Source organism: Arthrobacter sp. MOO21, from assembly GCF_057369995.2.
Map to the genome: position 1 here is coordinate 2,744,017 of NZ_CM170671.2, position 22,988 is coordinate 2,767,004.

Sequence of the window (22,988 nt, forward strand, 5' to 3'; positions counted from 1 at the left end):
GGCGCGCGGGATGTCCTGGGGGCGGGTAGCGCGGCTGAACCCCGATGACGTATCGGCGTCGCGGGGTGATGGCGACCGTGCATCGATGTTCACCGCCATCTACCGCTCCCTGTCCCCGGCAGTTGCAGGCTACCTGCGGGCCGGGGGAGTGGATGATCCCGAAGCCGTCACCCACGACGTTTTCCTGGCCCTCTACCCGAAGCTCGGGGCGGTCCACGGGGGAGCAGAGGGCATCCGGGTACTGGTCTTTTCCATCGCGCACGCACGCCTGGTGGACCATCACCGGCGCCGCGGCAGGGCAGCCGCCCCGGTGGAATACGACCCCTGCCGGGACCACCGCCTGAGCGCGTCGGCCGAAGACCTGGTGGTGGACGGCGACGCCGAAGCTGACGCCCTGGCGATGCTCGCCGGCCTCAGTGCGGACCACCGCGAGGTCCTGCGGCTGCGCATCATCGCGGAGCTTTCCGTCAACGAGGTGGCCACCATCATGCAGAAATCGCCGGCGGCCGTCATGCAACTCCAGCGCCGGGCGCTGGTTAGCCTCCGGAAGCAGCTGACCATAGGGAGCGGGGTGCCGGGATGACCGCCGGGCACACACTTCACGACGAGCAGGTGGTCGATCAACTGCTCTTCGAAGCCGGCTGGGACGAGGCACCCGAATTGAAGGGAGCGCTGCTGGACCTCCGCTGCTTCGCGGATGGCCCGCAGGTGGTTCCGTCCGCCAGGCTCGCCGCCCTGATGGCGGCGGCCCCGGCCCAACTCGAACCCGTCAGCCTGAAAGCGGTCAACCCCGACCCCGACAACCCCGACCCCGACAACCCCGAAGCGGCCAGCCCGGACCCCGCCAGCCCGGAACCCATCAGCCTGGATGCCGTGCGGCGACGCAAGCACCGCCGCGCAACGCTCACCGTGCTGGTGGTAGCTGCGTCCATGGGAGCCGGCACGGCGGCCGTCGCCGCAACTGACCCGGGATTCCGCGAGACAGCGCAGCAGACCATCACCACCGTCGTCGAAGCCGTCACCCACGGCCATTCCGGCCGCCCGGCGCCGGCTCCCGCCCGGAATCCGGGTTCCACCCAGCCGCCAGCCCGTGTTCCGGAGCTTCCGGCCCCCGCGCAGAACGCGCCGGGCCGGACCGGAACCACCCCGGGGGAATCGGCTGCCACGCCACCGGCCCACCCCACGAAACCGTCCCCGGCACAACGGGGGCACTGAAAGAAGGTTCGTCATGGACAGCACCCCGGACTACGAGTACGTCACCATCCAGGTGGACAGCCGGCCCCGGCAGCAGGCCAAGGAGCTGAAGAAACTGGCCAAGGCGGGCTGGGAGGTGGTGGCCATCCGCCCCGGAACCATGTTCGCGAACCTCAGCTCAGCCCCGCAGGCCCTGTGCCGGCGGGTCGTCAGCTGAACGGGGGGCGTTTAGTAGCCCCCGGGGTTGGTGGACTCACAGGTCTGGTCGCTGCCGGTCTGCGCCACCACGCCTCCGCCGGAGTCAGCGGACGACGGCGGGGCGGCGGGTTTGGTGCCGGTGGCAAAGTCCGTACCCGCGTACAGTTGCACGCCCTGGACATTCGCTACCTGCATGATGCTGCTGGCCGGCAGCCCGAACAGTGCCGCCACGTCCGCGGCCACGTCCTCGAACCCCGCGCCGTAGTAGACCATGGTCTGCTGCTGCACCTGGCCCTGCAGCTTGGTCACGTTGGTGAAACCGGCATCGGCAAGGATCCCGGCGATCGCCGTGGTCCGCCCCGCCACGCCTGTGCCGTTGGCGATGGAAACCGGCTGGAGCGACTTGTCGTAGGCCGGCGGCGCGGGCGTGGTCGGCGTCTGCGTGGGGGTGGCCGGGGGCTGGCTCAGGTCCGGGTTGTTGCGCAGCGCGGCGAAGAAGTTGGACGCCGCCGGTTCATCGAGCGCGAGCCGGTTGGGGTCCTCGGGCGCGGGGACGGTGGGCGCGGTGATGAAGTTGACGCTGGCGGGGTCGATGTTCTTGAGCCGGTTGGCGATGGTCAGCAGCGACGGGACCGAGGACAGCCCGGAATCGACCGTCAGGTTCTTGGTGACCGTATCGGCGATGGTGAGCGTCTTCTGCGGGTTGGCCAGCGTGCCCTCGGACTTGAGCTTGCGGGTCAGCGAGGCCAGGAAGCCCTGCTGCGCCTTGATCCGGCCCAGGTCCCCGCCGTTGGCGAAGGCGTGCCGGGTGCGCAGGAACGCCAGCGCCTGTTCGCCCTGCACCTGGGAGGTGCCGGCGGGCAGCTTCAGCCCTGAATCGGGATCGTTGACAGCGTCGCTCACGCAGACCTCCACGCCGCCCACTGCGTTGGACAGCTCCTTGACGGCATTGAAGTCGGCCATCATGAAGTGGTCCACCTCCAGGCCGGTGAGCTTGTTTACGGTATCCACCGCGCAGCCGATCCCGGCCTGGGCCATGGCGCTGTTAATCATGGCGTCCTGCCGCGCCGGGTACTTCTCGCCGGTCTTCGAATCGGTGCACGACGGGACGTCCACCAGCAGGTCGCGGGGGAAACTCACCACGTTGACGTGCTTGTTGTCCGCCGAGATGTCCAGCAGCATTATCACGTCTGACTGCCCGTACCCGGACGAGTCCTCGGCCGTGCCGTACTTGCTGTTGTTGCCGCTCCTGGTATCGGACCCGAGCACCAGGATCTGCAGCCGGTCCGTGCTGTCATTGGCGGTCCCCTCGGTCCGCTGGCCTCCGGCCGTCAGTTCGGACGTGCTGAGGTTAGACTGCAGGCGCCACACCCAGTAGCCGCCGAACGCCAGCACGCCGAGGAGCATCACGGCCACTGCGGCGGTGAGGACTTTGACCCAGCGGGGCTTGCGGCGGGACGCACGACGGCGGGAGGTACTGGCGGCGTACAGCTCGCCTTGGCCGGGATAGGACACGGGGCCGGAGTGGGGATTCTCCGTGCCGTCCTGCTCCGGGCCGGGGGAATTCTTGGAACCGAGCACAGCAAAATAACCTTTGGAAGGGGGGCAGGTGTCGGAAAAGCCTACAGGCCGAAGCTGGCAATTCCCTTAGAACGGGCGTGGGAGCGGCCCTGCCGCCACGCGTCCCGGCCATTGGAGGCGTACTCTATGTTCTCGGTGGTGCCCGCTCCGGTTGTGGAAGCGGCGATGGGGGATGCCTGCGGCGCGGGCAAGGAAACGGACAGATGAATACAGGACAACAACAGACGGCGAATGTCCGCACACCCCGGCAGCGGAAGCGGACCCTTGCCTTCCTGCTCGCCGACGACTCCCCAGGCCGCCTGCGGCCGGTCATCTTGGCAGCCGTCCTGTCACTGTCGGCAATCGGCCTCGTGGAGGTGGCATCGGCGTCGTCCGTGGAATCCGTGGCGGCAGGAAACAATCCGTACGACCTCCCCCTGAAGCAGGCCATGTGGACCGTGGCCGGCGTGGTGATCATGCTGGTGCTGGCGCGGCTGCCGGTGCAACGGATCCGGAAGCTCGGCTGGCCGCTGCTGATCGGTTCCCTGGTGGCCCTGGTGTTGGTGTTCACGCCGCTGGGCATGTCCGTGAACGGCAACCGGAACTGGCTGAGCGTGGGCGGCTTCACCGCGCAGCCGTCGGAGTTTGCCAAGCTCTCGCTCATCGTCTGGGGCGCCGCGATCCTGGACCGGAAACAGGCCCTGCTGGGGCAGTGGAAGCATGCGGTGGTCCCGGTTCTGCCCGCCGGGGGGCTCATCATGCTGATCGTGGCGCTGGGACACGACCTTGGCACCACCATGATCATCATGATGATCCTCGCCGCCACCATGTTCTACGGCGGAGTGCGGATGAAGGTCTTCTCCGTGGCCGGACTCATCTGCGCGGTGGCGGCCCTGATCCTCGCCGCCACCAGCGGCAACCGGATGGGCCGGATCTCCTCCTGGCTGGGCATGGGCTCGGCCGAGGACGCGCAGGGCGTGGGCTACCAGGCCACCAACGGCACCTACGCGCTGGCCTCCGGCGGCTGGTTCGGGCTGGGCTTGGGGCAGAGCCGGCAGAAATGGAACTGGATCCCGGAAGCCCACAACGACTTCATCTTCACTATCCTGGGCGAGGAACTGGGCCTGGCCGGGACGCTGCTGGTGCTGTGCCTGTTCGCGATCCTGGCCATCGCGGTGTTCAAGACGATCGCGCGCACCCAGGACACCTTCTCCCGGATCGTTGCCTGCAGCGTGATCACCTGGATCCTGGGGCAGGCCGTGATCAACATCGCCATGGTCAGCGGGCTGCTGCCCGTGATCGGCGTCCCGCTGCCGTTTATCTCCTACGGCGGCTCCGCCATGGTGTCCTCGCTGGCCGGGATCGGGATCGTCCTGGCGGTGACACGGCCGGAACCTGTGGGTGGCAAGCCTGATCCGCGGCGTGCCGGGGCAGGTGCGGCCGCGGCGGGTGCTTCGCCTGGCTCGACAGCTGGCCGGGGAAACGGCCGCCGGCATGAGTACCAGCGGTAACGTCCGGGGTAACGCCGGCGGCGCTCCGGCCGCGCCCATGACCGCCATCCGCTTCATCCTGGTGTTCGGGATCGTCAGCGCGCTGATGGACATGGTGTACGAGGGCGCCCGCAGCGTCACCGGCCCCTTCCTGGGCGTGCTGGGCGCATCCGCCCTCCTGGTCAGCGTGGTCACCGGTGCGGGGGAGGCGGTGGCACTGGTGCTGCGGCTGCTGTTCGGGCGGCTGGCGGACCGGCCCGGGCTGCGCTGGACGCTGGCCCTCAGCGGTTACGGCCTCACCGCGTTGTCCGTGCCGCTGCTGGGGATCACCGACGCGTTGTGGGTTGCGTGCCTGCTGGTGCTGCTTGAGCGGCTGGGCAAAGCTGTGCGGAGCCCGGCGAAGGACACGATGCTCGCCGAGGCCGGCGCCGGCCTGGGGCAGGGCAAGGCATTCGCATTGCACGAGGCCCTCGACCAGGTGGGCGCACTTCTGGGTCCGCTCCTGGGGGGTGTGGCCCTGGCCTTGAGCGGAACGTACGGCCCTGGGTTCCTGCTGCTGGCGGTTCCCGGGCTCGCTGCCATGCTGATCCTGTTCCGGCTCAAGCGGCGGGTTCCCGACCCCGCCGTGTACGAGGCTGCGGTGCCTGGCGGGCCAGCCCCTGTGCCGGGGGCCGCTCCTGCTGCGGCAGGCGAGGTGCCGGCCACCGACCGCACGCGGGTCCCGATGCCGCGGCAGTACTGGGTCTACGCCGCGTTCAGCAGCCTGACCATGTTCGGCTACGCCACGTTCGGCCTGCTCTCGTTCCACCTGGTGTCCACCGGGCTCCTGCCCGCCGCCTTGGTCCCGGTCCTCTACGCCGTGGCCATGGGGGTGGATGCCGTGGCGGCGCTCGCGTCCGGCTGGCTCTTCGACAGGATCGGGCTGAAGGTCCTCCTGGCGCTTCCTGTCCTGGCAGCTGCGGTCCCGTGGCTGGGGTTCAGCAACAACACGGCGCTCGCCGTCGTGGGTGTGCTGGTGTGGGGAGCGGCGATGGGCGTGCAGGAAAGCACCATGCGCGCAGCAGTGGCCGGCCTCGCCCCGGCAGGGCGCCGCGGGAGTGCGTACGGCATGTTCACCGCCTGCTACGGCCTTGCGTGGCTGGCCGGAAGTTTCCTGATCGGCCTGCTGTACGAGCAGTCACTCTTCGCGCTGGCCGTCACCGTGACCGTCGTCCAAGCCGCGGCCCTGGCCATCTTCCCCGCCGTGCGGCCCCGTACCGGCTGAACCCTCTTCACTCCGCCTGGCTGGCAATCCGCCTGGCTGCCTGTGAAACTCAGGCGGCCGCCCCGGAAGGCTCGGGGCACTCGGTGCAGCGGACGCTCGCAACCAAAGCGCCGGCGTCGTCCTTCTGGAAGTGTGTGACGTGGTTAGTGGTCCTGCCGCACGAGGGGCAGAAGCTTTGGCTTTGTTTTGTCCACATCCCTGAATAATACGGACTCGGCCCACAAACAGAAGGGTGGGGGGCCAAGCATGTGGAACTCCGCAACCATACCTTTACCTGATCTTGACCCAAACCCTTGGCGATCCTTCAGGAATCGAGCAGATTGCGGGCTTACTTTGAGGCCATCACTTAGTACGACGCAGTACGAAGGAGCGCAGGACAATGACCATCACCGATTACCTTGTGGCCCTGGGTGGCATGCTGGCAACACTGGGTGCGGCGGGCCTTGCTGCTGCCGGACTCATCCGGGCGCGGGCGCGGCACTGACTCCTTGCCGCATTCAGGCAAAGGTGTGCGGTTCCAGCTGCGCCGCCAGTGCGGCCGTGGGCACTGCCTTAAGGATGCCCTCAGCCACGCTGCGCACCTTCACGCTCCGCTGGCGTGAGGCGCTGGCGAGCTTGCTGAACGCCTCCGCATAGGAGCAGCGGTTCTGCGCCATGATCACCCCGCAGGCCACGTCGATGGACGTCCTGCCCTCCAGGACCTCCTTGAGGTTGTCGCCGGCCCGGTTCACGGCGTGCACGTCCAGCGCCAGTTTCAGGCTCTTCGACGCTACCTCGGCGAATGATTGCGCCTCCTGTACAAGGTGGCTGTCGAATTCGGCGCCGGCGGGGACCAGCAGGACCACCACACCCGTTGCTTCAGGCTCCAGCCGGAGCGGGACCGCAAGCGCCACGCCGTATCCGTGCTCCTGGAGCCGCCGCCGGTACCCCTGCCACCGGGGCGAGGAAGCGGTGGAGCCAATGACCGCAGTCCGGGACAGTGCGCCCTGGGCCATCGGGCCGTCCACACGGGCCTCCTCGTCTTCGGCCAGGGCAGTGGCCGCCGGGGTGCTTCCGGCGCTGGCAGGAACAGACCCCTTTCGATGGAGCATCACGGCGCAATCGGCGGCACGTTCTGCCGGCCCGCTGAGCGCCTTCGCGGCAGCACGGGCAAGCTTGAGCAGGGACTGCGCGTCGTCGTCGGTGTCCGTCACCAGATCCAGCAGCAACCCCTGCCGGTCATGCCCGCCACCCGCTGGACCACCTGCCACCATCCGCCCCCGTCCGCTGATCCGCGACGCCGGTGCCGCGGTTTTCCCTGAATCTATGGGGCCGCCGCGGCTGCAGCACGAGTAGCCGGTACTCTACTTTCCCGCGGCACGCGGGGGAGTACTTGCCCATGCCCCGCGGGGCCGTGCAATCCAGCCCAGTTACTCCTTCAGCCTGGGATTCCGGCCCGCGGACGTTCCCGGAATTCCCGGGCGTGGCACCCTGCACGGGGCAAGCAACTGGGCTGGAGCGCACGCGGTGGCGGTGTCCGCGGCGACCCGGCCGCCGTCGAGCACCACAACGCGGTCCGCCCGGCCGATGTCCTGCGGGGCGTGGGAGGACTCCAGGACCGTCACCCCGCGCCGCAGTTCCTGTTCGACGGCGGCCCGGACCAGCAGGTGCGCGGCGCTGTCCAGGCCTGCCGTGGGCTCGTCCAGGACCAGGATCGCCGCCTCCTGGGCCAGCCCCTGCGCGATCAGGGTCCGCTGCCGCTGCCCGCCGGAGAGTTCCTGGAGTTGCCGGCCAGCCAAATCCGCGATGCCCATCCGCTCCATGGCCGCGTTGACTGCCCGACGGTCGCCGGCCAGCAGCGGCAGCAGGCCCCGGCGGTGCGGCCAGCGCCCCATCTCCACCACCTGCCGGACCGTACAGGGCAGGTCCTGCGGCGTGCGCGGCAGCTGGATGACAAAAGCCGGCCGCGAACCGGTGGCCACCGACCCCTGGGTCGGCCGCAGGACTCCCGCCGCGAGTGCCAGCAGGGTGGATTTTCCCGAGCCGTTCTTCCCGGCCAGCACCGTGTGCGTGCCCTTGGACAAGCCGATCGAGACGCCCTGCAGCGCCTGCCGGTCCGGATAGGCAAAACCCGCCCCGCTGAACATCACTTCTGCATCATTGTTGAGAATCATTCTTATTAAGATACGCTGGGCCGCGATGGAATGGTTACTTGATCCCCTGAGCGTGTCATTCGTGCAGCGCGCCCTGCTGGGCGGCTGCCTGGTTGCTGTGTTCTGCGCCGTCGTCGGTACCTGGGTGGTGGTGCGCGGCATGGCCTTCCTGGGCGACGCCATGTCCCACGGCCTCCTGCCCGGCATCGCGGTCGCCTCCCTGCTGGGCGGCAACCTGCTGCTGGGCGCAGCCGTCAGCGCGGCGGCGACGGCGGCTGGCGTCTCGGCCATCACGCGGAACCGGCGCGTATCGCAGGACACGGCCATCGGGCTGCTGTTCGTGGTGATGCTCTCGCTCGGCGTGATCATCGTGTCGGCGTCCGGCTCCTTCGCCGTGGACCTCACCGGCACGCTTTTTGGCGACGTGCTCGCGGTCAGCACGGCCGACGTCGTCCTGCTCGCCGCCGTGTGCGCAGTTGTCCTGGCCGCCGCCGCGCTGTGCCACCGCGCCTTCCTTGCCGCGGCCTTCAACCCGCAGAAGGCCGCCAGCCTGGGGCTGCGTCCGCGGCGGGCCCACGTCATGCTGCTGGCCCTGGTGACCCTGGCGGTGGCGGCGTCCTTCCAGGTGGTGGGCACGCTCCTGGTGTTCGGGCTCCTCGTCGCCCCGCCGGCTGCCGCGCTGGTCTGGGCCCGGTCCGTCCGGGGAGCCATGATGCTCGGCTCCCTCATCGGCGCCGCCAGCGTAGTGGTTGGCCTCTGGATTTCCTGGCATGCCTCCACGGCCGCCGGCGCCACCATCGCCCTCGCGGCAGCGCTGTCCTACTTCGCCTCCGCCCTGGCCCGGGCCGCCGTCCGCCACGTGGTCCGGCCGCCCGCCACACCCGCCGTCGAACCCCTCCCGTCCGAACCCCGCCCATCCGAACCACTGGAAATGGAACCCCTGCCCCGTGCCCCGCACCACGCCTAAACCCCTGCTCGTCCTGCTCAGCCTTCCCTTGCTGCTCTCCGCCTGCGCTGCGCCGGACGCCCCGCCCGGGGCGCAGCTGTCCGCGTCCACCCCGCATGGCTATGTCGCCGGGGCGCAGGAGAAGCCCGAGCCGCAGGCCGGCCTGCTCACCCTCAACGCCGGCACGGGGGAGGGGCAGCTGCTGTCCCTCCTCACCGAAGAAGCGTCCGACGCCGGCACGTACGGACCCGTCACCGCCGCGCAGGTGGACGGCCGCTACGCCCTGCTCACCACGGCGGCGGGCGTGCAGGTGTTCGACACCGGTGCATGGACCGTGGACCATGGCGAACACAGGCACTACTACAGTTCCCCGCCGGGCCCGGTGGGGACCCTCGCCGTGCCGGACGCGGGGGCGGTGGCCGGGGACGGCAAATCCATCGCCGTGTTCTCCCCGTCCGGCGGCTACGCGTCGGTGTACCGGCACAAGGACCTCGACGCCGGTTCGATGGCCGAGGCATTCCGGATCACCACGTCTCCGCATTCGGGGATGGTGGTCCCGTATGCGGGGCACTTCATCGCGTCGGTCGAAGGGTCCTCCACCGGGTCCTCTGCCGGATCCTCCGCCGGGGACCCGGCCGCGGCCGGCGGGGTGGAGGTCCGCGACGCCTCGGACGCCGTGGTCCTGGGCCGGCAGGACTGTGCCGGCCTGGCCGGGCACGCCTACGTCCGCGCGGGCTTGGTGTTCGCCTGCGCCGACGGGGCGCTGCTGGTCACGGGGGATGACGGTGCCTTCGCTGCAGAGAAGATTCCGTATCCCGACGGCGGCGCGGGCCTCCCGCCGGCCACCAGCCTGGGGCACCGTCCCGGCTCCAACGAGCTTGCCGGACCGGCCGGCAGCTCCGGCATCTGGCACTTGGACGTCGCCAAACGCACCTGGACGTACCTGCCCACGCCCGTCCCCGCCGTGGCCGCCGCCGCGGTGGGTGACGGGAAGCGGGTGCTGGCTGCCGGCGTCGACGGCTCCGTGCTGGCCCTCAATACGGCCACGGGTGGGGTCACTGCCCGGGCCGCCCTGCTGGCACCCGCTTCTGCCCGCCACCCGCAGCTACGCATCGACACCTCCCGCGCCTACGTCAGCGAGCCTGCCCGCTCCAAGGTCCACGAACTCGACTACGCGGACGGGCTCCGCATCGCCCGGACGTTCGACGTTCCGGCCGCTGACTTCCTGCTGGAGACCGGGCTGTGAGGCCGGATGTGCCGGTGCGCCGCACCGTGCTGTGGCTGGTCCTGTGCCTTGGGCTGGGATGGGCGCTCGCCGGCTGCTCTCCCGCTGCAGTGGCGCGGCCCACCGTGGTGGTCACCACCAACATCCTGGGCGACATCACCCGCAACGTGGTGGGCGACCAGGCGGACGTGGTGGTGCTGATGGGCGCCAACGCCGACCCCCACTCCTTTGGCATCTCCGCCAAGCAGGCGGCCGTCATCGGGAGCGCGGACCTGGTGATCCACAACGGCGGGGGACTGGAAGAGAACGTCCTCAACCAGGTGGAAGCAGCCGCCGCTGAAGGCGTGCCGGCGCTCAAGGTGCTGGACGCCGTCGAACCCCTGGTATTCGGTGCCGGCGGGCCGTCCGGCGGGGCGCAAGACCCGCACTTCTGGACCGATCCGTCCCGGGTGGCGAAGGCCGCCGGGGCGATAGCCCGCAGTGTGGCCAAGCACGTGGACGGGGTGGACGCCGGCGCCCTGCGCTCGCAGGAGGCGGCCTAGGTGCAGCAGTTGGGGGAGCTGGAGTCCTGGATGAATACCCGCTTCAGCTCCATCCCCGACAGCCAGCGCAAGCTCCTCACCAACCACCACGTGTTCGGTTACCTGGCGCAGCGGTTCGGCTTCGAGGTCATCGGCGCGGTGGTTCCGAGCGGGACTACGCTCGCCTCGCCCAGTTCCGCTGACCTCAACGACCTCACCACGGCAATCCGCGCCGCAGGCGTGGCGGCCATCTTCGCCGACTCCTCGCAGCCCGAGAGGCTGGCCCAAGTGCTCGCCGCCGAGGCCGGGCAGGACATCGCCGTGGTCCCGCTCTTCACCGAATCCCTGGGCACCGACGGCTCCGGCGCCGCCACCTACCTGGACATGATGCGCACCAACACCGAACGCATCGCCACCGCCTTGTCCTGAACGGGAGTTGTCCTGGCACTCCCGAATCCCCATCCCGATAAGAAAAGGAACACCATGCATCACCGCACCACCCCCGTCCGCCTGCTCGCAGCGCTCACCCTCACGGGCCTGCTGCTCACCGGCTGCGGGGCCGATGCCACGCCCGCCGGCAACGCGCCGGCTTCCTCCGCTCCCGCCGTGGAGGCTGCGCAGCAGCGGCTCGTCACCACGTACGACGGCGGCATCCAGGTCCTGGACCCTGCCACCTTCAAGGTGCTGGGCGACTTCCCGCTGGCCGGGTTCAACCGGATCAGTCCCGCAGGCGACGGCCGGCACGTCATCATCTCCACAGCGAAGGGTTTCGAGGTGCTGGATACCGGAGCGTGGACCGACGCCGGCACCCACTATGCGCAGGCACCCGCCATGACGGACATCGTCTTTCCCACCACCAAGCCCGGCCACGTGGTGCGGCACGGCGGCAAGACGATCCTCTTCAGCGACGGGACCGGCGAAGTGAGTGTCTTCAACTCCGCTGACCTGGCGTCCGGCCAACCCCGGGTGGAAACCCACCGCGCCGAAGAGGCCCACCACGGCGTCGCCGTCGAACTCTCCAACGGCGACCTGGTCCTCACGCTGGGGAACGAGGAGGAACGCCCCGGCATCGTGGTGCTGGACAAGGACGGCAAGGAGATAGCCCGGAACGAGGACTGCCCTGGCGTGCACGGCGAGGCCACTGCCGCGGGCGAGGCCGTGGTGATCGGCTGCCAGACCGGGGTCCTGGTGTACGCCGGCGGCGCCATCACCAAGCTGGACAGCCCCACGGCGTACGGGCGGATCGGAAACCAGGCCGGCTCGGAGGAATCCGTGGTGACCCTGGGCGACTACAAGCAGGACAAGGATGCGGAACTTGAACGGCCACAGCAGATCTCGCTCATCAACACCGAAACGAAGTCGCTGGCGTTCGTGGACCTGGGAACCAGCTACAGCTTCCGGTCGCTGGCCCGCGGACCGCACGGTGAGGCGCTGGTACTCGGCACCGACGGCGCGCTGCACGTCATCGACCCGGACACCGCTGCCGTGACGAACAGCTTCCCTGTCATCCCCGCCTGGGAAGAGCCGCTCGACTGGCAGGAACCGCGGCCCACTATCTTCGTGAACGGACACACCGCGTACATCACGGACCCCGGCACCAGCACGATCCACGCCGTGGACGTCGAGAGCGGAAAAACCACCGGCACGGGCACGCTGGAGCGCACCCCGAACGAGCTCGCCGGCGTCACGGGCTGACTCCCCGGGGGACAGGCACCTTCCGTCATGGCCTTGTTCGCGGTTCTGAACCATCAAGGGCCAGGAACTGCGAACAAGGCTATGACCGGAGGGCGCAGCGGTCAGCAGTGCTCGCAGCAAACCTCGCCGCGCCACGCGTTGAAGCCCTCGCGCACCGCAATACCGGCGATCGCCAGGGCCGCGACGGCATCCGCCCACCACCAGCCCAGCACGCCGTTGAGCATCAGGCCCACCAGCAGCACGGCCGAGAGGTACGTGCAGAGCAGCGTCTGCTTGGAATCAGCGACGGCGGTCGCTGAACCCAGCTCACGGCCGGCACGCCGCTGCAACCAGGACAGGACGGGCATGATGGCCAGGCTCAGGGCCGCGATCACGATTCCCGGCACCGAATGCTGCGCTTCGCCGCCGCCGGCAAGGGACCGGACCGCGTCCACCGAGACGAAAACCGCGAGGGCAAAGAACGAGAGGGCGATCATCCGCAACGTCAGGTGCTCGCGGCGCTCCGGGTCCTTCGAGGCGAACTGCCAGGACAGGGCCACTGCGGAGGCAACCTCGATCACCGAATCCAGGCCGAAGCCCAGCAGCGCGGCGGAATCAGCCACTCCGCCGGCCCACAGTGCCACCACGGCCTCGATGATGTTGTAGGTGATGGTGGCCGCGGCGAGCAGCCGGATGCGGCGGGTAAGTACCGCGCGGCGGGCTGGGGCAGGGCCCAGGTGCAGGCCTGTCATGCGGTGCACGTCCCGTCCGGGGCACAGCATGCGGGGTCCACTGCCAGGACCACGCCCAGGAGGTCCCGTATGGCGTGGCCAAGTTTGGCATCGGCCAGTTCATACCGGGTGCGCCTGCCGTCCGGGACGGCCACCACCAAACCGCAGCCACGCAGGCAGGTCAGGTGGTTGGACATGCTTTGGCGTGAAACGCCGATCGAATCGGCAAGGTCCGATGGGTAGGCGCCGCCGTCAGCGAGGGCCAGCATGATCCGGGCACGGGTGGGGTCCGAGACTGCATAGCCAAAGCGCGCGAGGACCGGCGCGTGCGTGAGGGTTTCCATCGAACCGAGAATACAGCCATCCGTGTATTCAGATCCAGCTGTATTCAAGGCCCGGCGGAAGTAATGGAAGAAGAGGGGTGTCCGGCTCGCTCTGGCCCGGAATCTGGGCGCTGCGAGCTGCCGGGTGCGTTATGCGGCCAGGCGGGTTGCCGGTGCGGGCCGATGCCGCCGTTCAGCCAGCACGCTAATGGTGCATGGAGCCTGCTCCGGATCGATTTTTGCGGGCAGGTGCCTGGTTTCGGAGGCGGCGCGGAGCATCTCCAGCGCCTCGTCATCCACCAGTGCGTGTGAGATATCGAGTTCCAGGTCCAGGCCGCCCTTGATGGAATTGGCCCGCTTTGCCACGACGTAGATGGCGTTGATGCTATGGATGGTGATGTGCCCCTTTGCAATCACCTGAGCTTTGGCGTGGTCCAGGTCCACCCGGACCACAATGTTCAGCTTCGAATTCAAGGTGTAAAGCCTTCCCCTGCATTGGCTGCGACGCTGCAGCTTCTTGCTTGGCCCGTTTGCTCGAGCCTCCATTAGATTAGGGAACGAATGTGATGCACGCAACACCAGCCTAATTATTACGCCGAATGTTCTTTCCCTCCTGACCACGCAGCCCTGCCACCGAAGGACAAACATGAGCAACCATCAGCTGATCATCATCGGCTCAGGCCCTGCCGGCTACACCGCCGCCATCTACGCCGCCCGCGCCGGCCTCAACCCGCTGGTCCTGGCCGGTGCAGTGACGGCGGGAGGCGCGTTGATGAACACCACCGAGGTGGAAAACTTCCCCGGTTTCCCCGAAGGAATCCAGGGCCCGGAGCTGATGGACGGCCTTCAGCAGCAGGCGGAGAGGTTCGGCGCGCGCATAGAGTTCGACGACGTCACGTCCGTCGACCTCAAGGGTCCCGTCAAGCGCGTGGTCACCGGCGCAGGGGAGACGTACGAGGCCAAGGCAGTCATCCTGGCCACCGGCTCGGCCTACAAGGAACTCGGCCTGCCCGAGGAAAAGAAGTTCAGCGGCCACGGGGTGTCCTGGTGCGCCACCTGCGACGGGTTCTTCTTCCGGGAGCAGGACATCATCGTGGTGGGCGGCGGCGACTCCGCCATGGAGGAAGCAACCTTCCTGACCCGCTTCGGAAAGTCCGTGACCGTCGTCGTCCGCAAGGGCGAACTCCGAGCCTCCCGCATCATGGCGCAGCGCGCCAAGGACAACCCCAAGATCCGCTTTGCCTGGAACTCTGCCGTCACCGCCATCCACGGCGACGGAAAGGTCACCGGCGTCACCCTCACGGACACCCGCACGGGCGATACCCGCCACCAGGACGCCACCGGCATCTTCGTGGCCATCGGGCACCTGCCGCGCACCGAGCTCGTGGCCGGGCAGGTGGACCTGGACGGGGAGGGCTACATCAAGGTGGACTCGCCCACCACCTGCACCAACCTTTCCGGCGTCTTCGCCTGCGGCGACGCCGTGGACCACCGCTACCGCCAGGCCATCACGGCAGCCGGCACCGGCTGCGCCGCGGCCCTGGATGCCGAGCGTTTCCTGGCAGCCCTGGAGGACGCCGCCAGCATTGCGACGGCGCTGGTTGAGGAACCCACCCACGGCTAGGCTCCGTGCCCCCGGCCTGATGGGGCGGCCGCTCCCCGGGTCAGACGACCTCGGGAAGCCTTCCCGTTAACACCGAAACGGGCGCCGCGGACCAGCGCTCACGCTCCGGTTCATACGAAATGACCATGGAGGCATCGTTCTCGCGCGCCTCGTCAATGGCGAGCAGCAGGGCGTCCTCCATGTGCCTGGCGTATTCCAGCCGCTCGGGCAGGCTGCCCTGCACGCCGCCGTCGTCAATCAGCACGTGGCCCTTGCCGTCCACAATGACCTTCAATGAATACCCGCGGTCCTCGTACAGCGACCCCCGGGTGGATGAAATTTCTGTGACTCGATCTGCCCGGACCAGCCCGTTGCCCAGCGTGCGGATCCACACTTCACCCATGAAATGACCTCCCCTTTGGCTGGAGGCGCGAATCAGCGCCCCATAAGGCGAACGCTACTCCTCCGCAGGCCATTTGTGACCCCTGAATTTCTGCGGACAGTTGCCGAATCCGCCGGGCTGGCACGTGGGCCGGCGCATGGACTGTGTCTACACCGCGGCGGCGCTCAGCTATGCCGAATGTCGGCAGCCCGGGGAGGATGTTCCGAGAATTGTTGGAGGTTGGAATGTGGTCAAAGCTGGATACCTACCTTTACCCTCTCCGGCCGCCCACCGTGTGCCCCTCCGGGACCTTTGAACTGGACGTCGCTTCGGGAAACATGCAATGGTCCGAGGGGTTGTTCGGCATCCATGGGCTGGGCAAGGGCGAGGTGGTGCCCACGTTCGAACTGCTGATGGCCCACAAGCAACCCTTGGACCGGGACCGGGTGAGGGAGCTGTGGATGGACCTCCTGGCCGGCGGGGGCCAGGGTGCGCTGCTCCACCGCGTCATCGACGCCAAAGGCAGGGAACGGCGCGTCTTTTCGGCGATCCAGGTCGAGGCTGATGCCTCCGGACGCGTGGCCCGTGCGCACGGATTCATGGTGGACATCACCCAGAGCCTGCGCATCGAGTCGCAGAACGCAGCCAGCGAAGCGATCGAAGGCGTGTACGCGCACAAAGCCGTGATCGAGCAGGCCAAGGGCATTGTCATGGGCCTGCTCGGCGTGGAGGCCGAGGCAGCCTTCGATATCCTGGCCGACCAAAGCCAGCACATCAACGTCAAACTCCACGTTGTGGCGGATGGGCTGGTCAAGTCCGCGGCGGAGGGGAAAGCCCGGGAAGCGGTGGCCGGTTTCCGGCTTTCCCGCTGACTGTCAGCCCATGACCTGCTGGTTCACCCAGCATTCCAGCGGGGGCACCAGCAGCAACACCGCGACGCCGGCCACCATCAGGACATGGATGAACACGTTCCAGGCTGTGGTTCCGAGGGTTTCGCCGCCGCCGGTGGCTGCGAACCAGAACGGAACCAGGGCCACAAGGCCGAGTGCAGCCGATGCCCGCGCCGCGTATTCCCACCAGTTCCACCGTGCAAACAACCCCCACGTTGCTACCGCGAATCCGAGCACGGTGAGCAGTGAGAGGACCATGGTGATGTTCCACCAGGCGCCTGAGGTGTTTACCCCGCGGGTAGCAAAGGTGGGCGTCAGCCACAGCCAGCTGCTTCCAGCCATCAGGAGGGCGATGCCGCCCAAGGTACGCAGGGTGAACATTTCCCACCACCTCCTGCAGCCAGCTTCCTTGTTGTGGACGGAAGCGGAACAGTGCCGAACGGCCCGTCAGGCCGCCGGAATACATGCACCGCTTGAAGAGGGCGGCCGGCGGGACCTTCGGCACTTCTGGTTGCCTGTGGAACCGGGGCAGGCAGTTGGCATGGCGGGCCGGACTTCCACGAGGAGCGGCAGCGTAGGCTCAGTCGTTGTCAACGCTCTGCTGCTGTGGGGCATCAACATCTGGCCGGGCTGGCGGGTGGTGCCATTCCTGACGGCCGACATGACCCGCGTCCTCGACCTCATCAATGCGTCCCTGATCGCGGGCATCATCGTCAACCTGGTGTTCGTACTGGTGCGCAACAGGGCCGTCATGGCGCTCGGGAACCTGGTGGTCCTGGGCATTGGGCTGGCGGCCGTGATCCGGATGTGGGAAGTCTTCCCCTTCGATTTCGGGAACAGCTGGTCCGGCTGGCCGGTGCTGGTGCGGGTGTTCCTGGTGCTCGGCATCGTGGGCTCGATCATCGGTGCCGTGGTGGAGGTGGTGAACCTGTTCCGCGGCCTGGCAGGTTCCCGCCCGCGGACCCGTTAGGGACGTGCAGGACCGTCACTCAAAGTGCGTGACAACAGTGGGGTCGTGGGCCACGGACGCCACTACCCTTGATGCCACATCGCGGAGCTTGAGGTTGCGGGTGTTGGAGGCGCTGCGCAGGATCCGCATGGCGGTGTCCTGGTCGCACCGGTTCTGGGCCATGATGATGCCGGCGGCGAGGTTGATGGTGGTGCGGGACTCCATGGCCGCTGTCAGGTTCTCCCGGTCCTCCGTCAACTGCGCCACCCGGACCGCAATGCGCAACGACTTGGACGCCTGCGCAGCGTGGGCCTCCGCGCACTCGATGTCCTCCGCGCTGAACGCATGGATATTTGCCGCGTACAGGTTCAGTGCGGCGCCGGCGTCATTCTCGAGCGGCAGCGGGACAGAGAGAACGGAACCGATCCCCTCGGACCAGGCGGTGGAACAGTAGTGCGCCCACCGGGTTTCATCCTCGAGGTTGGGCACATGGATGGTGACCACATCCCGAAGTGCCGTCAGGCAAGGCCCCTCGCCGAACGCGTACTGCAGCTCGTCCATTGCATGGACCTGGGGGTCGCTGGTGGCCACCGTGGCCGGCCTGCGGTGCCGCAGCAGGGTCACGCCGCAGAGCAGTTTGTTGTCCCCCGAAAGGCTTTCGGCGGAATACGTGACAAGCTCCTGCAGCAGTTCCGCTACGTCCGAACTTTCCAGGACCAGGTCTTGGAGGTGCTCCAGGATCCCGGGCTGGGGCTGGGGGCTCCGATTTTCGACCATGCCACATCTTTCCGAAATACCATGGCACCTGTGCTGACCGGAACGCGTGGATGTGCTCAAGGCGGAACAGCCCGTTTGCGATGACACTTCCAGTCTAGGGCCGGCTGCCGTCGCGGGACCCTCCGGCCCTACCTTTTCTTATCCCTTCGGGGCAGCGGTCTTCCCCTTGCATGGCGGGACGCGGCCATAGGATAAATCTGATGACTTCCCCGGATGATACCCAGCCCTTCAGCCTGCGCAAAATTGCCGTCGCCGCGTTTGGACCCAGCCTGCTTTTCGGCGTCGGCCAGGGGGCGATCCTTCCGGTGGTGGCATTGTCCGCGCGCGAACTGGGGGCGTCCGTGGCCGTGGCGGCCCTGGTCGTCACGCTCATTGGCCTCGGGTCCTGGTTCTTCAACCTGCCCGCGTCCCTGGTAACCCTGCGTTTCGGTGAGCGTTGGTCCATCGTGGGTGCCGCCGTCGCCGCCGGGTTGGCGCTGGCGGCGGCCGCCGTGTCCTCCGGAGCCACGCACGGACTGTGGCTGCTCGCAGCGGCGATGGCCGTCGTCGGGATGTCCGGGGCGGTCTTTGGACTGGCGCGGCAGAAGTACCTCACCGAAGCCGTGCCGGTGGAGTTCCGTGCCCGGGCGCTGTCCACGCTGGGCGGCGTCAACCGCATCGGCGTGTTCATCGGCCCGTTCGCGGGCGCAGCCGTGATGCAGTTCTCCGGCCTCGCCGGAGCCTACTGGGTGGGGGTGGTGGCCATGGCCGCGGCCGCGTTGCTCTCGCTCACCATCCCGGACCTTACGGCGCCGGACCCCGCCCCGGGCGGGCACGCCGGCCCCCAGCCCACGCTCCGCAGCGTCGCGGCCTCGCACGCGGGCGTGTTCCTTTCGTTGGGCGTGGGCATCCTGCTGCTCAGCGCGCTGCGTTCCTCCCGGCAGGTGGTGATCCCGCTCTGGGCCGACCACCTGGGCATGGATGCCACCTCCGCGTCGCTGATCTACGGGCTGTCCGGGGCCATCGACATGCTGGTGTTCTACCCGGCCGGCAGGCTGATGGACCGCAAGGGCCGGCAGTGGGTGGCGGTCCCGTCCACGCTGCTGATGGGGACCGCGCTGCTGCTGATCCCCCTGACCGGGTCCTTCGTGGGGCTGCTGCTCGCGGCGCTGCTGATCGGGTTCGGCAACGGGATCAGTTCCGGGTTGGTGATGACGCTCGGCGCCGACTTCTCGCCCGACCGTGGCCGCGGCCAGTTCCTGGGCCTCTGGCGGTTCATGGCCGACGCCGGGTCCACGGGCGGGCCCGTGCTCCTCTCCGGGGTGACTGCGCTCGCATCGCTGGGCCCGGGGATCGCAGCCACCGGCGTCCTGGGGTTCGCGGCGGCGGCCGTGTTCGCCGTCGTAATTCCCCGCCTGAGACACCGCCGGAACTACTGATGGCCCGGCTTGCTCTATCACTTCTGGTCCCTAAAAGGGAGGTTTAGGGACCAGATCTGATAGAGCATCGGGCCGTGTTTGGCGCACGGGTTGGTGGGTAGGCCGCGGTGCGAGGTTATCCTCGACACATGAGTGAAACGGGCACCACCGCTCGCATCAGTCCGCTGCAGAAGGCCGTGTGGTGGGCGCAGGACTACGTGTACGCCGGAATCTGGCAGGTCCGCGGCTTCCTCTCGCGCGTGCAGTCGGGGTCCTTCCGCGACGGCAGCCGGCCGCCCGTGCTGATCATCCCCGGCGTGTACGAAAACTGGCAGTTCATGATGCCGCTCATCCAGGCCATCCACGACGCCGGCCATCCCGTGCACGTAGTCACGGTGCTGCAGCGCAACAAGCTGACAGTCCCCGAGGCTGCCAAGCTGGTGGCGCAGCACCTGGAGGAGGCGGGCCTGCGCAACGCCATCCTGGTGGCGCACAGCAAAGGCGGCCTGATCGGCAAATACGCCATGCTGTCCCTGGACCCCGAGCACCGGATCGACCGGATGATCGCCGTGTGTGCACCGTTTTCCGGCTCGCGCTACGCCCGGTACATGCTGCTGCCCAGCCTGCGGATCTTCTCCCCGCGCAACCCGCTGACGCTCCAGATGTCCCGCGAACTTGCCATCAACAGCCGCATCACGTCGATCTACGGGCCGTTCGATCCGCACATCCCGGAGGGAAGCGTCCTGCCCGGCGCCACCAACATCGAGCTGCCGGTGGCGGGGCATTTCCGGATCCTGGGCGACTCCGAAACGGCACGGATCATTGTGGAGCAGCTGAGCCTGCCTGCCTGACGTCTGTTGCCCGGGCCGGCGCTGCCTGTTCTGCCCGCGTCCGTGCCGCGATGTGCCGGGCGATGTACGCCGCATCCCTGCCCACGCCGTGGACCATGGACGAGGCCAGCGACTGCTGGAAGACGGCACCCAGGAAGTACAGCCCTTCCTGCGCCTTGGCGACGCCACGCTCCTGCTGGGGTTCGCCGTCGGGCCCTGTCACGGGAAGGTCGATCCACTCCAGGGCCGGCCGGAAGCCGGTGCACCAGATGACGTTGGCAACGTCCAGGGTGCGGCCGTCTGCGAGCAGCGGCATGCCGTCCCTGGTCCCTTCCGTCCTGGGGACGCGTTCGACGCCGGCAGCCACCAGGTCGCGGTCCTTCACCCGGATCAGTGGTCCGCTGTGCGCAAGGACCTGGTGCCGGGCCTTCCGTCCCACGGGGGTCTTGACGTTCAGGACGTGGGAGAAGGCGAAGAAGACGGCGAGGGTAAGGGGCCGGGCCGCGACGGCGTCGATGGGCCACGGGATCTCGCCAGGGTGCCGGCCGGAGAGGAACGTCCTGCGGGTGGCGGCCAGCTCGAGGGCGATGTCGGCCCCCGAGTTGCCGGCGCCGACCACCAGGACGGGGCCCGGTTGCAGGTCCTGCGGATTCTTGTAGTCCGCCGCGGGGAGCTGGCGGATGGTGCTGTCCAGCTGGGTTGCAAACTCCGGCACCTTGGGCTGGCGGTCCCAGCCCGCGGCCACCACTACGTTGCCGGCTTCCACTTGTCCGGTGCCTGTGTCCATGACGAAGCCGGCTCCGTTGTGGCCCAGCCGGGTGACCCTGGTGTTGTGGCGTACCGGCAGGGAGAACTCTGCGGCGTAGGAGCTGAGATAGTCGGCAAACCCGTCGCGGGAGGGGTAGGACCAGGGCGGTGCCGGGTAGCGGCTGCCGGGCAGGGCGTCGTACCGGGCCGGGGTGAAGAGGCGGAGGGAGTCCCAGCGGTAGCGCCAGCTGTCCCCGGTCCTGGCGTTCTCATCCAGGATCACGAACGGGCGGTGCAGGCGGGAGAGGTGGTAGCCCATGGCGAGGCCGGCCTGTCCGCCTCCGATCACCACGGTGTCGAAATGCTCGGACATGATGGCCTGCCTTTCCGCGGGGCACCGCCACGCCGCGGACCCGGCTTCCTGCTACAATTCATCCGAATACACTTCGGATGAATCAAGGTTAGGCCCGGCCATGAGTGGAGTCAACGCCCCTCCTCGCCGCTATCACTCGCCGCGGCGGAAGGAGCAGGCGGCAGCCACCCGTGAGGCTGTTGTGTCAGCCGCAAGGGAACTGTTCGTGGGGGAGGGCTACCGGTCCACCACCGTGGCGGGCATTGCGCGGCGGGCCGGGGTCGCCGTCGATACCATCTACGCCACCATCGGGCGGAAGCCCGACCTTCTGCGCGAAGTGGTGGAAACAGCAATCTCGGGCACGGGCCACGCCGTACCCGCTGAGCAGCGCGATTACGTCATCCGGTTGCGCCAGGCGGCCGGTGCCGCCGAGAAGATCCGCATCTACGCGCAGGCGCTGGCCGGCATCCAGCCCCGGCTGGCCCCCGTATACGTGGCGCTGCGCGATGCTGCCGGCACCGACCCCGACTGTGGCGCGCTGTGGCAGCAGATCTCCGACCGGCGGGCCGCGAACATGCTGAGGTTCATCGAGGACTTGGCGTCGACCGGGGAGCTGCGCACCGACCGGCCCGCCGCCGAACTCGCCGATGCCGTCTGGAGCATGAACGGGCCCGAGTACTGGGTGCTGCTGGTGGACCATCGCGGCTGGAGCCCGGAGCAGTTCGCGGCATGGCTGTCCGACGCATGGTGCCGGCTGCTGCTGAAGACCGGTTAGCCGCGGGGCGTGTCAGGAAGCGGCAGGGCCCAGCCGGGTGCCGTGCCCTGCGGCCGGCGCGTCCGGCCGCGGCTCCTTCAGCTCGACGAAGATGCAGTGGGTGGGAGTCTCGCCGGTATTGGTGCCGGAATGTTCCTGGGCATCCAGCCAGCGGGCCTGCGCCGCCGGCAGCTCCACATCGACTTCCTTGTCGCCGGACCGGAGGCGGCGGGTGAAGGAGCTGAGCGTGACCATCACGCTGTCCGGGTGGGAGTGGGTGCCGGTGCTGTCGCCGGGGCCGTCGCTATACTCGAGGACGCGGACCCGGTCATTTTCGAAAACAAGCCGGTAGTGCTGCGGATTCACTGCAATGGGATCGGCCACCGGAAACCCCTTTTGTTTATGGGACGTGCGTACCATAACGGCACATAGGTATCATAAGACGCGTGTCTGCACGCCGCAATGGAAAATATGTAGAGACCGGGAGGACCCGGCAGAAGTCGCGGACGCGCGACGCGCTGGTGACCGTCCTGCGGGAGCTGCTGAAGGAAGGGCAGGACCCGTCCGTAGCCGATGTCGCGGCCCTTGCCGGCATTTCCCGGACCACCGCCTACCGGTACTTTCCTGACAAGGAAGCCCTTCTGCACGCCGCCTTGCCCGAGACCGGGTCGGGGTCGCTCCTGGGGGAGGACCCGCCGTCGGACGTCCGCGACCGCATGGCACGCACCCTTGACGCCCACTTCGACTTCATCCGCACGTGGGAGCCGCAGCTGCGGGCTGCACTCAGGCTCTCCCTCACTCCTGGCTCTGGCCGGCCCACGCTCCGGGGGGGCCGGGCGATCGGCTGGTACCGGGATGCACTGTCCCCGCTCGACGCCAACGCGGGGATCGACACCGCCGTCCTGGCCGTCCGGCTTCGCGCCGCGGCGGGCATAGAGCCGTACATCTGGCTGCGGGATGTCGCCGGGCTTTCCGCCGCGCAGGCATTCGGTGTAATGCGTGCCAACGCCCTGGATATTTTGGACGCGGCGCTCGCTTCGCAGCCGTAG

The 22,988-nt window shown here is 68.3% G+C and carries 26 protein-coding genes and 1 pseudogene; 16 read left to right on the top strand and 11 right to left on the bottom strand.

The window, feature by feature from the left end; translation table 11 throughout:
* Positions 1-10 precede the first annotated feature (10 nt).
* The 3 genes from AC2JAJ_RS12710 to AC2JAJ_RS12720 are packed head-to-tail and all read left to right on the top strand — an operon-like array spanning position 11 to position 1,411.
* Positions 11-583: an RNA polymerase sigma factor gene (locus AC2JAJ_RS12710; RefSeq protein ID WP_486415590.1), complete on the top strand. Its 573-nt coding sequence runs from the start codon at positions 11-13 to the stop codon at positions 581-583.
* Positions 580-1,215, top strand: coding sequence for a hypothetical protein (locus AC2JAJ_RS12715; RefSeq protein ID WP_486415589.1), 636 nt, complete (start codon positions 580-582; stop codon positions 1,213-1,215). Before AC2JAJ_RS12710 ends, AC2JAJ_RS12715 begins: the two co-directional genes overlap by 4 nt.
* A 13-nt stretch (positions 1,216-1,228) precedes the next feature.
* A complete protein-coding gene (locus AC2JAJ_RS12720; protein ID WP_221386311.1) occupies positions 1,229-1,411 on the top strand; it encodes a DUF4177 domain-containing protein in 183 nt (60 codons plus the stop codon).
* 11 nt (positions 1,412-1,422) lie between these two features.
* On the opposite strand, the gene AC2JAJ_RS12725 is transcribed toward AC2JAJ_RS12720, so the two are convergent.
* Positions 1,423-2,973, bottom strand: coding sequence for an LCP family protein (locus AC2JAJ_RS12725; protein ID WP_486415588.1), 1,551 nt, complete (start codon positions 2,971-2,973; stop codon positions 1,423-1,425).
* A gap of 203 nt (positions 2,974-3,176) precedes the next feature.
* Here AC2JAJ_RS12725 and ftsW point away from each other — a divergent pair, with 203 nt between their 5' ends.
* Together ftsW and AC2JAJ_RS12735 are read left to right on the top strand one after the other, a co-directional pair.
* The gene (gene ftsW / locus AC2JAJ_RS12730) at positions 3,177-4,463 is read left to right on the top strand and encodes a putative lipid II flippase FtsW (protein ID WP_486415587.1); all 1,287 of its coding nucleotides are present in this window, start codon (positions 3,177-3,179) and stop codon (positions 4,461-4,463) included.
* Positions 4,447-5,706, top strand: a complete 1,260-nt coding sequence (locus tag AC2JAJ_RS12735) for an MFS transporter (RefSeq protein WP_501053150.1) — start codon at positions 4,447-4,449, stop codon at positions 5,704-5,706. Before ftsW ends, AC2JAJ_RS12735 begins: the two co-directional genes overlap by 17 nt.
* Before the next feature lie 497 nt (positions 5,707-6,203).
* On the opposite strand, the gene AC2JAJ_RS12740 is transcribed toward AC2JAJ_RS12735, so the two are convergent.
* Together AC2JAJ_RS12740 and AC2JAJ_RS12745 are read right to left on the bottom strand one after the other, a co-directional pair.
* The gene (locus tag AC2JAJ_RS12740) at positions 6,204-6,899 is read right to left on the bottom strand and encodes a GAF and ANTAR domain-containing protein (RefSeq protein WP_486415585.1); all 696 of its coding nucleotides are present in this window, start codon (positions 6,897-6,899) and stop codon (positions 6,204-6,206) included.
* A 216-nt stretch (positions 6,900-7,115) separates the two neighbouring features.
* Positions 7,116-7,859 carry an ATP-binding cassette domain-containing protein gene (locus AC2JAJ_RS12745; protein WP_486415584.1) on the bottom strand — a complete coding sequence of 248 codons (744 nt, stop codon included), beginning with the start codon at positions 7,857-7,859 and terminating at the stop codon, positions 7,116-7,118.
* A 25-nt stretch (positions 7,860-7,884) separates the two neighbouring features.
* Here AC2JAJ_RS12745 and aztB point away from each other — a divergent pair, with 25 nt between their 5' ends.
* The 4 genes and pseudogenes from aztB (at position 7,885) to aztD (ending at position 12,225) form a co-directional block, all read left to right on the top strand.
* Positions 7,885-8,805, top strand: coding sequence for a zinc ABC transporter permease AztB (aztB, locus tag AC2JAJ_RS12750; protein ID WP_486415583.1), 921 nt, complete (start codon positions 7,885-7,887; stop codon positions 8,803-8,805).
* Entirely contained in the window at positions 8,786-10,030 is a 1,245-nt protein-coding gene (locus tag AC2JAJ_RS12755) for a hypothetical protein (protein WP_501053151.1), read from the top strand. Before aztB ends, AC2JAJ_RS12755 begins: the two co-directional genes overlap by 20 nt.
* Before the next feature lie 107 nt (positions 10,031-10,137).
* Positions 10,138-10,959: pseudogene (aztC, locus tag AC2JAJ_RS12760) on the top strand (zinc ABC transporter substrate-binding protein AztC).
* Between the two features lie 54 nt (positions 10,960-11,013).
* A complete protein-coding gene (gene aztD, locus AC2JAJ_RS12765; RefSeq protein WP_486415581.1) occupies positions 11,014-12,225 on the top strand; it encodes a zinc metallochaperone AztD in 1,212 nt (403 codons plus the stop codon).
* A gap of 101 nt (positions 12,226-12,326) precedes the next feature.
* Here aztD and AC2JAJ_RS12770 read toward each other — a convergent pair whose 3' ends face one another.
* The 3 genes from AC2JAJ_RS12770 to AC2JAJ_RS12780 all read right to left on the bottom strand — a co-directional run bounded on the left by AC2JAJ_RS12770 (position 12,327) and on the right by AC2JAJ_RS12780 (position 13,732).
* Positions 12,327-12,956, bottom strand: coding sequence for a cation efflux transmembrane domain-containing protein (locus AC2JAJ_RS12770; protein WP_486416690.1), 630 nt, complete (start codon positions 12,954-12,956; stop codon positions 12,327-12,329).
* Positions 12,953-13,279 carry an ArsR/SmtB family transcription factor gene (locus tag AC2JAJ_RS12775; RefSeq protein ID WP_221386317.1) on the bottom strand — a complete coding sequence of 109 codons (327 nt, stop codon included), beginning with the start codon at positions 13,277-13,279 and terminating at the stop codon, positions 12,953-12,955. Before AC2JAJ_RS12775 ends, AC2JAJ_RS12770 begins: the two co-directional genes overlap by 4 nt.
* 129 nt (positions 13,280-13,408) lie before the next feature.
* Positions 13,409-13,732 (bottom strand): hypothetical protein, encoded by a 324-nt coding sequence (locus AC2JAJ_RS12780; protein WP_486415580.1) that lies wholly within the window; start codon positions 13,730-13,732, stop codon positions 13,409-13,411.
* Positions 13,733-13,904: 172 nt separating this feature from the next.
* Here AC2JAJ_RS12780 and trxB point away from each other — a divergent pair, with 172 nt between their 5' ends.
* Positions 13,905-14,882 carry a thioredoxin-disulfide reductase gene (trxB, locus tag AC2JAJ_RS12785; protein WP_486415579.1) on the top strand — a complete coding sequence of 326 codons (978 nt, stop codon included), beginning with the start codon at positions 13,905-13,907 and terminating at the stop codon, positions 14,880-14,882.
* 40 nt (positions 14,883-14,922) lie between these two features.
* Here the strand turns inward: trxB and AC2JAJ_RS12790 are convergent, their stop codons facing one another.
* Positions 14,923-15,264 carry a hypothetical protein gene (locus tag AC2JAJ_RS12790; protein WP_221386320.1) on the bottom strand — a complete coding sequence of 114 codons (342 nt, stop codon included), beginning with the start codon at positions 15,262-15,264 and terminating at the stop codon, positions 14,923-14,925.
* Between the two features lie 224 nt (positions 15,265-15,488).
* On the opposite strand from AC2JAJ_RS12790, the gene AC2JAJ_RS12795 reads away from it, so the two are divergent.
* Positions 15,489-16,115: a PAS and ANTAR domain-containing protein gene (locus AC2JAJ_RS12795; protein ID WP_486415578.1), complete on the top strand. Its 627-nt coding sequence runs from the start codon at positions 15,489-15,491 to the stop codon at positions 16,113-16,115.
* A 3-nt stretch (positions 16,116-16,118) separates the two neighbouring features.
* On the opposite strand, the gene AC2JAJ_RS12800 is transcribed toward AC2JAJ_RS12795, so the two are convergent.
* Positions 16,119-16,514 (bottom strand): hypothetical protein, encoded by a 396-nt coding sequence (locus tag AC2JAJ_RS12800; RefSeq protein ID WP_486415577.1) that lies wholly within the window; start codon positions 16,512-16,514, stop codon positions 16,119-16,121.
* A gap of 160 nt (positions 16,515-16,674) precedes the next feature.
* Here AC2JAJ_RS12800 and AC2JAJ_RS12805 point away from each other — a divergent pair, with 160 nt between their 5' ends.
* Positions 16,675-17,103, top strand: a complete 429-nt coding sequence (locus tag AC2JAJ_RS12805; RefSeq protein WP_486415576.1) for a hypothetical protein — start codon at positions 16,675-16,677, stop codon at positions 17,101-17,103.
* Between the two features lie 15 nt (positions 17,104-17,118).
* On the opposite strand, the gene AC2JAJ_RS12810 is transcribed toward AC2JAJ_RS12805, so the two are convergent.
* A complete protein-coding gene (locus AC2JAJ_RS12810; protein WP_486415575.1) occupies positions 17,119-17,859 on the bottom strand; it encodes a GAF and ANTAR domain-containing protein in 741 nt (246 codons plus the stop codon).
* Positions 17,860-18,059: 200 nt separating this feature from the next.
* Here AC2JAJ_RS12810 and AC2JAJ_RS12815 point away from each other — a divergent pair, with 200 nt between their 5' ends.
* Complete coding sequence (locus AC2JAJ_RS12815; RefSeq protein ID WP_486415574.1) at positions 18,060-19,277, top strand: MFS transporter; 1,218 nt, start codon at positions 18,060-18,062, stop codon at positions 19,275-19,277.
* 128 nt (positions 19,278-19,405) lie between these two features.
* Entirely contained in the window at positions 19,406-20,107 is a 702-nt protein-coding gene (locus AC2JAJ_RS12820; RefSeq protein WP_486415573.1) for an esterase/lipase family protein, read from the top strand.
* Here AC2JAJ_RS12820 and AC2JAJ_RS12825 read toward each other — a convergent pair.
* The gene (locus AC2JAJ_RS12825; RefSeq protein WP_486415572.1) at positions 20,076-21,206 is read right to left on the bottom strand and encodes a flavin-containing monooxygenase; all 1,131 of its coding nucleotides are present in this window, start codon (positions 21,204-21,206) and stop codon (positions 20,076-20,078) included. The two genes, AC2JAJ_RS12820 and AC2JAJ_RS12825, sit on opposite strands and share 32 nt — an antisense overlap.
* 100 nt (positions 21,207-21,306) lie before the next feature.
* Between AC2JAJ_RS12825 and AC2JAJ_RS12830 the strand changes: the two genes are divergently transcribed.
* On the top strand, positions 21,307-21,960 hold the full coding sequence (locus tag AC2JAJ_RS12830) for a TetR/AcrR family transcriptional regulator (RefSeq protein WP_486415571.1): 654 nt from the start codon (positions 21,307-21,309) through the stop codon (positions 21,958-21,960).
* 12 nt (positions 21,961-21,972) lie between these two features.
* On the opposite strand, the gene AC2JAJ_RS12835 is transcribed toward AC2JAJ_RS12830, so the two are convergent.
* Positions 21,973-22,323, bottom strand: a complete 351-nt coding sequence (locus AC2JAJ_RS12835) for a cupin domain-containing protein (RefSeq protein ID WP_486415570.1) — start codon at positions 22,321-22,323, stop codon at positions 21,973-21,975.
* A gap of 62 nt (positions 22,324-22,385) precedes the next feature.
* On the opposite strand from AC2JAJ_RS12835, the gene AC2JAJ_RS12840 reads away from it, so the two are divergent.
* Positions 22,386-22,988 carry a TetR/AcrR family transcriptional regulator gene (locus AC2JAJ_RS12840; protein WP_486415569.1) on the top strand — a complete coding sequence of 201 codons (603 nt, stop codon included), beginning with the start codon at positions 22,386-22,388 and terminating at the stop codon, positions 22,986-22,988.